We start from the raw sequence: 10,693 nt of genomic DNA on the forward strand, positions 1-10,693 counted from the left end.
GGCTCTTCAGAGTTGAGTGTGGGCGCGCCGGTGGTGCGGGGTAGCTGGGGATAGACGTCGAGGTCCTCGATGATGAGCGGACTCTTACCTCTGCTCGCACCAAGGACCTCGACAATGCACAACCATAGTTGCGTATGCCCTGACACGCTCGATCGCTGCGACCGATGCGACCTTCTGCTGGACTTCCCCGGCCTCCATCTGGTGGCCGTCTCGAAGGCCCGGGCCGGGCTGGTCCTCGAGGTCGAGTCCTGTGACCCGGTGACGGGATGTCCTGGTTGCGGAGTCATCGCCACTGGTCACGGACGGATCGCGGTTGAGGTGATCGATGCGCCTTGGGCGGGCCGGCCGGTGCGGATCCGCTGGCGCAAGCGCCGCTGGGTCTGCCTCGAGGACGTTTGCAAGGTGGCCACGTTTCTCGAGCAGGACCCGGAGGTTTGCGCCCCGCGGGGCCTGCTGAGCACGCGCGCGATCCGCTGGGCGATCGGTCAGCTCCGCCGTGAGGGAGCGACGATCCAGGGCCTCGCCCGCCAGCTCAGCACGACCTGGAACACGCTCTGGTCCCAGGTCCAGCCCGTCCTGGCCCGGGCCGCGGAAGACCCGTCGCGGTTCGAGGGCGTGCAGGTCCTGGGCGTGGACGAGCACATCTGGCACCACCGTGACCCGCGCCGGCGCGGGCCGAAAGCGCTCACCGGGATGGTGGACCTGACCCGAGGAACCCACCCCACTGCGAGGCTGCTCGACCTCGTCCCAGGTCGGTCCGGGACGGTCTATCGCGACTGGTTGGGCCAACGCGGTGAGAGGTTCCGGGAGGAGATCGAGATCGCGACGCTGGACCCGTTCCAGGGATACAAGAACGCGATCGATGACCAGCTCGAGGACGCCACCTGCGTGCTGGACGCCTTCCACATCGTCAAGCTCGCCGGCGCAGCGGTCGATGACGTCCGCCGCCGAATTCAACAAGAGACCCTCGGCCACCGCGGCCGCAAGGGCGACCCTCTGTTCGGGATCCGGCACATCCTCCGCGCCGGGCGTGAACGCCTCACCACGCGCCAGCAGAACCGCCTGGCCAGGGCATTCTCCGCTCACCCCGATCACGTCGCAGTCGAGGTCGCCTACCAGTGCGCGCAGGACCTCCGAGACGTGTTCCACCAGGCCACACCCGCCCAGGGACGTCGGCTCGCCGAGCAACTCATCGACACTCTGCCGTCCTGCCCGATTCCCGAGATCGCAAGGCTCGGGAAGACGCTGCGTCGCTGGAAGACGGCGTTCCTGGCCTACTTCGACACCGACGGCGCGAGCAACGGCGGCACGGAAGCCATAAACGGGATCATCGAGCTCGGCCGCCGTATTGCCCGTGGGTTCCGGAACTTCGAGCACTACCGCCTCCGAATGCTCCTCATCGCTGGCGGACTCGACGCCTCACCCCACACTCATCTCTGAAGAGCCGGATATCGAGGGCACCGATGCCGATGCCGTTGGACAGGCCGATACCGACCACAGCACGGATGTGACCTCCGACACCCCCTCTGAGCCAGCCTCGGACACCTGGTCAGAGCCCATTTCCGACGCGGCCGCCGATGTCAGCAGCAGGGGCGGCACCGGCACCCGCTGAGCGTCGGCCTCCTCCGTCCAGCTCGTTCTCCCAGGGAACCGTTACACTCCACGGGCCGAGAACTCCGCGGGAAGGATCCCTGTGACAGCAGCAACCGGGAAGTCCACCGAAGCCCCGGCCTCGAAGAAATCCGGCTTCCGTCCGGACGTCCAGGGGCTGCGGGCGATCGCCGTGCTGCTCGTCGTGCTCTACCACGCAGGCGTCTCGCGGCTCTCCGGCGGGTACGTCGGAGTGGACGTCTTCTTCGTGATCTCCGGATTCCTGATCACCACGCACCTGCTGGAGATGCTGCAGACGCACGGACGGATCCGCTTCGGCAGCTTCTACGCCAAGCGCGCCCGGCGGATCCTGCCGGCCTCCCTCCTGGTGGGTCTGCTGACCGTGGTGGCGGCCTGGATCTGGATGCCGCCGCTGCTGATGAACGAGGTGGCCCGGGGCGCGGTGGCCGCCGCCCTGTACGTGCCGAACATGCTCTTCGCCTCGCAGGAGACGAACTATCTGGCGGAGACGAGTCCGTCGGTCTTCCAGCACTACTGGTCGCTCGGCATCGAGGAGCAGTTCTACCTGTTCTGGCCCGCGATCCTCGCCCTCGGCTTCTGGCTCGGCCGGCGCAGCGAGAAACGGCTGCTGATCATGGCCGCCGTGCTGACGGCCGGATCCTTCGCGCTGTGCGTGGCATGGATGGGCGTCTCCCAGCCGTGGACGTTCTTCTCCCTGCCCACGAGAGCGTGGGAGCTCGGCGCCGGCGCGCTGGTCGCCTTCCTGATGCGCACCGGAGCCCCGTGGCTGCGGCGGGTCGGCATCGGTCTGCTGTCCTGGGTGGGCCTCGGACTCCTGCTGGGCGTCGGCCTGCTGTACCAGGAGGAGACCCCCTTCCCCGGTTACACGGCCGCGCTGCCGGTGATCGCGACGGCTCTGCTGATCATCGGCGGGGCCGCGCCGGGCGCGCTGAACGCGAATCGTCTGCTGAGCCTGCGCCCGTTCCAGTTCGTCGGCGCGATCTCGTACTCGCTGTACCTGGTGCACTGGCCGCTGTTGGTGATCCCGCAGGTCGCCGTGGGGGAGGAGAACCCGCTGCCCCTGTGGAGCACGCTCGCCCTGGGCGCGCTCGCGGTCCCGGTGGCCTGGCTGCTGTTCCGCTTCGTGGAGCGCCCGGTGATCGCCTGGTCCCCGCTGCGCACCCGCTCGCAGCTGTGGACGGGCGTCTCCGCCCTGGCCGCCTCCGCCGTGCTGATCGCGGCCGGCAGCGGTGCGCATCTCGCCACCGAGCAGGAGGACACGACCACGGACAAGACGGCCTCGGCGGAGGAGGTCACGGAGGAGCCCGAGGGCACCGACTTCGTCCCCGCGAACCTCACGCCCACCCTCGAGGACGCCGACGACGACAACCCCGCGATCTACGACAACGACTGCCATCGCGACAAGGAGGGCACCGACTCCAGCGGCTGCCAGATCGGTGACAACGAGGACGCCCCGCTGGTGTTCCTCTTCGGCGACTCCCATGCGGCCAGCTGGTATCCGGCGCTCGAGGAGCTCGCGAAGGACGGCAAGATCCGCCTGGACACGAACACCAAGAGCTCCTGCTACTCGGCGAACGTGCAGGAGGAGCTCGAGGGTGTGCCGTACACCGACTGCGACCAGTGGCGCCAGGGCGTGATCGACCGGATCAACGAGGAGCAGCCCGAGCTGGTGCTGATGGCGAACTACGGCGCCGAGCGGATCGATCGCGTGGGCGGCACGGACGACTTCGGCGCCGACTGGCAGCAGAGCATGGAATCCACGATCTCCGCGATCGATGGCCCGCAGGTCGACGTGATCGCCGACGTCCCCCACCAGGACGTGACTCCGGCAGTCTGCCTCTCGAAGGATCTGGAGAGCGCCGACGAGTGCGCGATCCCGCGCGCCGAGGCCTTCGATCCGGCGGTCGTGGAGGCCGAGAAGGCGGCGACGGAGGACACCGATGCCCGCTACCTGGACTTCTCGGACTACCTCTGCAACGAGGAGGAGTGCCCGATGATCATCGGGAACTTCCTGGTCTACCGCGACGGCCATCACCTCACGGCGCACTACAGCCGTGAGCTGACCGAGCCGCTGTGGGAGGAGCTCAGCAGCGCGCTCGACTGACCCGGGCGGCGCGGGGCACGGGGCACGGCGGCGCGGCGAACCCGGGCGCGCCCGGCTGGCGCCCTGGTCCGGTCCGCGGCGTCGCAGTCACCAAATGTGAGCTGGGGACCTATGTGAGCACCTCACATAGGTCCCCAGCTCACATTTGCAGCAGGGACGCCCACGTGCGGCGCGGCGCGGGGCAGTGTCGGCCCGTGCCCGTGCCCGTGCCCGTGCCCGTGCCCGTGCCCGTGCCCGTGCCCGTGCCCGTGCCCGTGCCCCTGCCCGTGTCCGTGCCCGTGTCCGTGCCCGAGTCTGAGTCCGAGTCTGAGTCTGAGTCCGAGGCTGAGTCCGTCGCCTAGCCCTTGACGGCGCCGGCGGCGAGGCCCTGCACGTAGAAGCGCTGCAGGCAGAGGAACAGGATCACGCACGGGATCATCGCGATCACGGAACCTGCCACCAGCTGCCCGAAGTCGACTTCGCCGTAGGTGCCCACCTGGATGTTGAGCAGGGCGATGGGGAGGGTGAAGTACCTCTCCGTGGTGAGGAAGGTGAGCGCCCCCAGGAACTCGGTCCACGAGGTGAGGAAGGCGTAGAGCGCGGAGCTCGCGATCCCCGGAAGGATCATCGGCCGCAGCACACTGACCAGCATCCGCACGGTCCCGGCACCATCGATGATCGCGGAGTCCTCGAGCGCCTGCGGCACCGTGTCGAAGGTGTTCTTCATGAGGAAGATGCCGAACGGCAGGGCGAAGTTCGTCGAGAACAGCACCAGGCCCAGCAGGGAGTCCGTCAGTCCTACGGAGTTCATCAGCAGGTACAGGGGAGTGAGGATCGCCTGGAACGGCACCATCATCGACAGCAGGATGAGGCTGAAGGCGAGGGGGACCCACGGAACAGGAACTTGGAGAATCCGTACCCGGCGAGCGTCGCCACCACAGCCGTCAGCGCCGCGGTGGACAGCGACACGATGATGCTGTTGATGACGGGGCGCAGCATCGTGCCGTCCGAGGAGAGGAAGAACGAGAAGTTCTCCCAGGTCAGATCGAACATCTCTCCGAGACCGGGGGTCCCGAGGATCACTTCGTGCGGCTGGAAGGCTCGCAGGATCGACCAGAGCAGCGGGACGATGAAGATCAGCGCGAAGAGCACACCGATGATCGCGTAGGGGACCTTCCGACGATCCCGTATGGCGCGCGCTGAATGGTGGTCGCCGGTGGCGTGCGGTGAATGTCGACGTTCGGCGGCGGACGCCGCACGTCGGTCCCGGGTGGCCGGCTGGGGACGGCTCATCACTCGTCACTCCCTCTCAGCAGAACGAACTGGAGCACGGTGATCAGCGCCGTGAACAGGACGAGGATCAGGGAGATCGCGGTCGCGGAGCCGAGCTGGAGCTCGACGAAGGCGCGGTTGTAGATGTAGCCGACGATGGTCATCGTGTCGGTCCCCGGCCCGCCCTTGGTGAGGATGAAGAACTGGTTGAAGGCCAGGAATGAGCCGATCACGGAGATGATCAGTGACATTCCGATGGCCGGTCGGATGATGGGGGCGGTGATCGACAGCTCGCGACGCAGCCAGCTCGCGCCGTCGATGTCGGCGGCCTCGTAGACCTCCGACGGGATCCCCTGCATCGCGGAGAGCAGAAGGATCATCGTCAGGCCCGGCACCGCCCAGATCACCAGGCCCGACAGCAGGATCGTGGCCGTGGTGCCGTCGAGCAGCCAGGCCGTGCTCCCGTCGGAGACGCCGATCGCTGCGAGAATCCGATTCAGGGCCCCGGAGTCGGGCTGCGCCTCGAGCACCAGCATGTAGCTGAGGGTGGTCAGCCCCACGACGTACGGGATGAAGAAGATCGTGCGCAGGAGGGTAGATCCCCGACGATTCGCACGCACCAGGACCGCCAGCCCGTACCCGAGAAGCAGGATCGGGACGGTGACGATCGCGGTGTACAGCAGCGTGTAGCGCAGTGCCTTCCACATCCCGGGGTCGCGCACGGCCTGGACGTAGTTGTCGAGGCCGACGAACCTGTACTCACCGATCAGCGGCCAGTTCGTGAAGGAGATGTAGACCGCGAAGGCGAGCGGGATCAGCGCGAAGAAGGTGACCAGGGCTATCGCGGGGGCGACCAGCACGATGCCTGTCGTCGGACGGTGCGTCAGGGAGCGCGGTCGGCCGGAGCGCTGTGGGCGGGGCGGTCCCGTGCGGGGAGCAGGCCCCGCTGGTCCGGGTCGCGCCTCAGCGTTGAGAGCGGTCATGACGGACTCCTAGAGCTGTGTCTGGGTGAGGATGCGGTCGTATTCGGACTGCGCCTCGGCCATGGCGCCGGCGACGTCCCCGTCGAACACGGCACGGCGAATCATGGCGAGCCACGGGCTGGCGGACTGGTTGTAGAGCAGGTTGTAGGCGAGGGTGGAGGGGACATAGCCCTCGTCAAGGTTCGACACGGGCACGACGGCCTGCTCGTAGGACTCGGCGAACTCGGCGTCGACGCTGTCGGACCGGACGGGCATGTAGCCGCTGTCCGGCAGCGCGCGCTGGACGTTCAGTTCCAGGGTGTGCGCCATGAACATCCAGGCGCCTGAGGCGTTCGGGGCGCCGTTGAGCAGACACATGTTGTCCCCGCCGGAGAAGGTGGCGTGTCCTCCCTCGGGCCCCGGCAGGAGCACGTTCTGGGAGATCGGGCGGAAGTCCGCGTCGGCCTCGGCAACCGCGGAGCCGTAGGCCCCGGGGAAGAAGACGACCTCGCCGGAGCGGTAGTCGTGGCCCCACTGCGCGCCGTCCTCGACGAAGCTGCGCCGCGGGACCAGCTCGTCGACCCACAGCTGGCGATGGAACTCGAGCACCGCTTCGACCGTGTCGTTGCCGACGACGTTCCCGGACTGGTCGCCGAGCTCGCCGGTGATCAGGTCGGTGTCCGCCGCCCAGATCATCGGCTGGATGGTGAAGCCCATCGCACCGGACGCGTTGCCGGGGAACGTCCATGGGTGCACGTCCGGCAGAGCGGACTTCACGGACAGGCAGGTCTCCATCAACGACTCGAGGCTGCCGGAGATCTCGGAGAGCTCGAACCCGGCGTCCCCCAACAGGTCGGTGTTCGCGAAAAGGGTCGAGTAGTCCCCGATGAAGGGGATCCCGTAGATCCGGTCCTCGTAGGTGGCCAGGCCCAGATGCCCGGCGGACAGCGCGTCCCGGAACGGGAGCGCCTCGACCAGCTCGGTGACGTCGGCGAAGGCATCGCGCACCGAGAACAGCGGGCAGTTGATGAGGTCGAAGTCGACGATGTCCGGCACCGAGCCGCCGCGGATGGAGGTGGCGAGCTTGGTGACGTACTGCGCGTCCGGGATCGGCAGGACCTGCACCTCGAGGTCCTCGTGGAGCTCATTGAACGAGGTCGCGGCTGCCTGGATCGCCGTCTGCGTCGCGGCGCGGCACCAGACGGTGACGGTACCGGCGGCTTCCTCGCCGAAGCCGTCTGCGGTGGTGTCGACCGGGGCGAGGGTGCCCGCACAGCCGGCGAGCGCGGCCAGACCCGCGCCGGCTGTCCCGAGCGCGAGACCTCCGTGGAGGAATCGGCGCCGGGAGAGCATCAGTCGACCTCGAGGGGGAGCCAGACGCGCATCGGGGCGACGCTGCGGTTGCCCCACGCGTAGTAGGGGATCGCGGTCCAGGTGGCCGGGATGCGGGTGCTCGCGGCCTCGGCGGATCCGTGGAGCGGGTACGGCCAGGCGGATGCCGACGGCGAGACCGTCACGGAGCTGCCCTGGATCGCCAGCGGGATCGCGCCGTCGAGCGCAGCGATCGGCGCCCCGGGGACCGGAGTCGCGCTCGGATCCACCGCCGCGTCGTCGACCGTCAGCGCCTCGTCCTGGCTCCGATTGTCCTGCGTGTCCTGCGTGTCCTGGGTGTCCTGGGTGTCCTGGGTGTCCCGGGTGTTGTGGGTGTTGTGGGTGTCGTGGGTGCCCTCGGTGTCTGCGATGTCCTCGTTCTCGATCGCGTAGACCAGCGGCCCGCGCTCGAGGGCGACGGCGCCGCGGGAGGCGTCGAGGCGGTGATGGGTGCCGACGAAGCGCGGGGTGAGGTCGAGGTGCAGCTCGATCACGTCGCCGACGTCGAAGGTCGCCTCGATCGTCGCGTAGTCGTCGTCGGCCAGGAGCGGGACGTCGGTGCCGCCGACGCTCAGGCGGGCGGTGCCGCGCGACCAGTGGGGGATCCGCACGGACAGGCTGGTCGGGGAGGAGGGCGCCTCCTCGACGGTGACGCGCACGAGTCCGTCGACGGGGTAGCCGGTGGCGACGGAGACGCTCAGGCGCTCCGTCCCCTCTCCGGTCGACCAGGTGCCCGCGGCGAACTGATGGATCTGCAGACCCTCGCTCGTCGACGTGGCGACGAGGTGGTCGAGGCTCGCGAAGGTGCGCATGATGTTCGGCGGGCAGCAGGCGCAGTCGAACCAGCCGCGTCGGCCGTGCGCGATCGAGCGGCCCTCGTCGGCCTTCGCGCCCTCGCGCAGCTGGAGCGAGTTCACGTAGAAGTACTCGGTGCCGGCGAGGGAGACCCCGGCCAGGAAGGCGTTGAACAGGAGCCGTTCGACGGCATCGGCGTAGACGCCCTTGCCGGTGGCCAGCAGGAGCCGCCATGCCCACTGGATCGCGCCGATGGCCGCGCAGGTCTCGGCGTAGCCGCGGTCGGTGGTCATCTCGTACGGGTCCCCGAACGCCTCCCAGTCCCAGCGGGCGCCCATCCCGCCGGTGACATAGGTCTTGGTGGCCAGGAGGTCGGCGAACACGGCCTCGCTGCGGGCGAGCAGCTCCGCGTCGCCGTCCTCGATCGCCTGGTCGGTGGCTCCGGCGAAGAGGTAGAGGGCGCGCACGGCGTGGCCCTCCACGGAGTGGGCGGCGCGCACCGGGACGTCGGCGGAGAAGTAGCCGGGCCCGGGGTGGGCGCCGGGGAACCGCTCGTCGGCGCCGCGCACGTCGAGGAAGAACCGAGCGAGGTCCTGGATGTCCGTGCGGTCGGTGAGGCGGTACAGCTCCACGAGCGCCATCTCGATCACCGGATGCCCGCAGGTGGAGTGGCGCAGATCCGGCCCGAAGACGCTGCGGAGGTGATCGACGATCCGCAGGGCGACGGCCAGCAGCTCCTCCTCGCCGGCGCTGCGGGACAGGGCGACCGCGGCCTGGATCAGGTGCCCGTAGCAGTAGAGCTCATGGTTCCAGGCCATGTTCGAGTAGCGCTCCTCGGGGGAGTGGCGCAGCGTGTGCACGCTGTTGAGATAGCCGTCCTCCTGCTGGGCGGAGGCGATCCAGCCGGTGACCTGCTGGGCCATCCCGCGCAGTTCGGGGTCGTCCTCGCGGCCGAGCTCGTAGGCGACCGCCTCGAGCCACTTGTAGCCGTCCGAGTCCTGGAAGATCATGCCGGACGCCTCGCCCTGCTCCGCGCCGCCGACGATGCGGAAGTTGCGGAACGTGCCGGAGGCCTCGAGCTGCTCGTACCCCGAGCGGAGCCCGGCGGAGCGGTTGCGCTGCTGTCGGGTGTGCCAGAAGCCGTCGGTGATGCGGGCGTCGCCGGGAGCGAGGGGTCGCAGGGCAGCGCTCGCCTGCGTGGTCGGGACAGCGGGGGCGGAGAGCTGGGCGGGCGCAGCGGCCATGGAGGAACCTCGCAGGATGCGTCGTTGCGGAAAATGCGGAAACTGTGTTTCTGTGACGATAATGGCACGGTCGCGTCCACGCGACAACCCCTCGCTCCGACCCTGGCGCGGAGCACCGGGACATCACTGGAGGTCACGTGAAGAACTTGCAGAACGCGGTGCCGCGCATCGTCGACGTCGCCGAGCTCGCCGGGGTCTCGGTGAGCACCGCGTCCAAGGCCCTCAACGACACCGGGCAGCTGCGCGAGGACACCCGCACCCGCGTCAAGGAGGCCGCGGCGCGCCTCGGATTCGTCGTCGGCGCCGCAGGGCGAGGGCCCGCAGATACCCGCACCTACACCGTGGGCCTGCTGACCACGGACAGCTTCGGACGCTTCACCATCCCGCTGCTGATGGGCGTCGAGGACGCCCTTGCCGCTGGACGGATGGCGATCATCCTGTGCGACACCCGCGACGACGTCCTGCGCGAGCGCCACTACCTCGCCTCCCTCCAGGAGCGCCGGGTCGACGGGCTGATCATCACCGGTCGCACCACCGATCCGCGGCCGTCGGTCGGGCTGCAGATCCCGACCGTCTACGCGTTCTCGCCCTCGGACGACCCCGAGGACCACGCCGTGGTGGCCGACGAAGGGGCCGGTGCGGCGATGGCCGCCGAGCACCTGCTGGCCATGGGGTCACGCCGTATCGCCCACGTCACCGGTCCGCAGCGGCACCATTCGGCCGACGCCCGAGCGGTCTCCGTGCAGGAGACGCTGGGCGACAGCCTGATCACCCCCGCCCTGTTCGGGCACTGGTCCGAGGAATGGGGCCGCACCGCCGTGGACATGCTGCTGGCCTCCCATCCCGACCTCGACGGCCTGGTGTGCGGCTCCGACCAGATCGCGCGCGGCGTGACCGACCGACTGCGGGAGAAGGGGATCGACGTCCCCGGGCAGGTCCGCGTCACCGGCTTCGACAACTGGGAGGTCATGGCGCTCGCCTCGCGGCCGCCGCTGACCACAGTGGACATGGGCCTCGCCGAGCTCGGGCGCCTCGCCGGCCGCACCCTGCTCGACCTGGTCGAGGGCCGCACCGAGCCCCCGCGGCGCCAGGTGCTCGCGCCGCGCCTGGAGGTGCGCGCCTCGAGCCTGTGAGAGGTGCGTGTCTCGATCCTGTGGCCCCGCCGGATCGCGTCGCCCGGGACGTGAGCGTCCGATGCGCGTCGCCCGAGCCCCCGCCGCCCGTGGCAGCGACCTACTCGGCCGTGCCGCCCGTGGCAGCGACCTACTCGGCGACGCCGCGAAGTTTTGTACCGTGACGACCGATGCGGGCGCCGTGTTATGTCGCAGGACATC

General features: G+C 69.2%; 8 protein-coding genes. 3 read left to right on the forward strand and 5 right to left on the reverse strand.

Going from position 1 to position 10,693, the window contains the following annotated elements; genetic code table 11:
• The first annotated feature begins 114 nt into the window (after nt 1-114).
• Together CIK71_RS16520 and CIK71_RS16525 are read left to right on the forward strand one after the other, a co-directional pair.
• A complete protein-coding gene (locus CIK71_RS16520) occupies nt 115-1,440 on the forward strand; it encodes an ISL3 family transposase (RefSeq protein ID WP_096166782.1) in 1,326 nt (441 codons plus the stop codon).
• Nucleotides 1,441-1,693: 253 nt separating this feature from the next.
• Complete coding sequence (locus CIK71_RS16525; RefSeq protein ID WP_096166783.1) at nt 1,694-3,736, forward strand: acyltransferase family protein; 2,043 nt, start codon at nt 1,694-1,696, stop codon at nt 3,734-3,736.
• Between the two features lie 337 nt (nt 3,737-4,073).
• Here CIK71_RS16525 and CIK71_RS18095 read toward each other — a convergent pair whose 3' ends face one another.
• Genes CIK71_RS18095 through CIK71_RS16545 form a run of 5 tightly spaced genes read right to left on the reverse strand, consistent with a single transcriptional unit; the run spans nt 4,074 to nt 9,359 of the window.
• Nucleotides 4,074-4,571: a carbohydrate ABC transporter permease gene (locus CIK71_RS18095; protein WP_241964198.1), complete on the reverse strand. Its 498-nt coding sequence runs from the start codon at nt 4,569-4,571 to the stop codon at nt 4,074-4,076.
• Entirely contained in the window at nt 4,568-5,008 is a 441-nt protein-coding gene (locus CIK71_RS18100) for an ABC transporter permease family protein (protein ID WP_241964199.1), read from the reverse strand. Before CIK71_RS18100 ends, CIK71_RS18095 begins: the two co-directional genes overlap by 4 nt.
• Nucleotides 5,008-5,970, reverse strand: a complete 963-nt coding sequence (locus CIK71_RS16535) for a carbohydrate ABC transporter permease (RefSeq protein WP_096166784.1) — start codon at nt 5,968-5,970, stop codon at nt 5,008-5,010. The genes CIK71_RS18100 and CIK71_RS16535 overlap by 1 nt, the downstream gene beginning before the upstream one ends.
• A 9-nt stretch (nt 5,971-5,979) precedes the next feature.
• On the reverse strand, nt 5,980-7,302 hold the full coding sequence (locus CIK71_RS16540; RefSeq protein ID WP_096166785.1) for an ABC transporter substrate-binding protein: 1,323 nt from the start codon (nt 7,300-7,302) through the stop codon (nt 5,980-5,982).
• Nucleotides 7,302-9,359: a glycoside hydrolase family 127 protein gene (locus tag CIK71_RS16545; RefSeq protein ID WP_096166786.1), complete on the reverse strand. Its 2,058-nt coding sequence runs from the start codon at nt 9,357-9,359 to the stop codon at nt 7,302-7,304. The genes CIK71_RS16540 and CIK71_RS16545 overlap by 1 nt, the downstream gene beginning before the upstream one ends.
• A 137-nt stretch (nt 9,360-9,496) precedes the next feature.
• Here CIK71_RS16545 and CIK71_RS16550 point away from each other — a divergent pair, with 137 nt between their 5' ends.
• Nucleotides 9,497-10,492 carry a LacI family DNA-binding transcriptional regulator gene (locus CIK71_RS16550; RefSeq protein ID WP_096166787.1) on the forward strand — a complete coding sequence of 332 codons (996 nt, stop codon included), beginning with the start codon at nt 9,497-9,499 and terminating at the stop codon, nt 10,490-10,492.
• The last annotated feature ends 201 nt before the right edge of the window (nt 10,493-10,693 follow it).

The sequence above is a fragment of the Brachybacterium alimentarium genome (assembly GCF_002332425.1).
Taxonomy (GTDB): Bacteria; Actinomycetota; Actinomycetes; order Actinomycetales; family Dermabacteraceae; genus Brachybacterium; species Brachybacterium alimentarium.

Coding starts and splice junctions, on each gene's coding strand:
- CIK71_RS16535 (WP_096166784.1), bottom strand. CDS start 5,970: ATGACCGCTCTCAACGCTGAGGCGCGACCCGGACCAGCGGGGCCTGCT.
- CIK71_RS16545 (WP_096166786.1), bottom strand. CDS start 9,359: ATGGCCGCTGCGCCCGCCCAGCTCTCCGCCCCCGCTGTCCCGACCACG.
- CIK71_RS18095 (WP_241964198.1), bottom strand. CDS start 4,571: ATGATGGTGCCGTTCCAGGCGATCCTCACTCCCCTGTACCTGCTGATG.
- CIK71_RS16540 (WP_096166785.1), bottom strand. CDS start 7,302: ATGCTCTCCCGGCGCCGATTCCTCCACGGAGGTCTCGCGCTCGGGACA.
- CIK71_RS18100 (WP_241964199.1), bottom strand. CDS start 5,008: ATGAGCCGTCCCCAGCCGGCCACCCGGGACCGACGTGCGGCGTCCGCC.
- CIK71_RS16520 (WP_096166782.1), top strand. CDS start 115: ATGCACAACCATAGTTGCGTATGCCCTGACACGCTCGATCGCTGCGAC.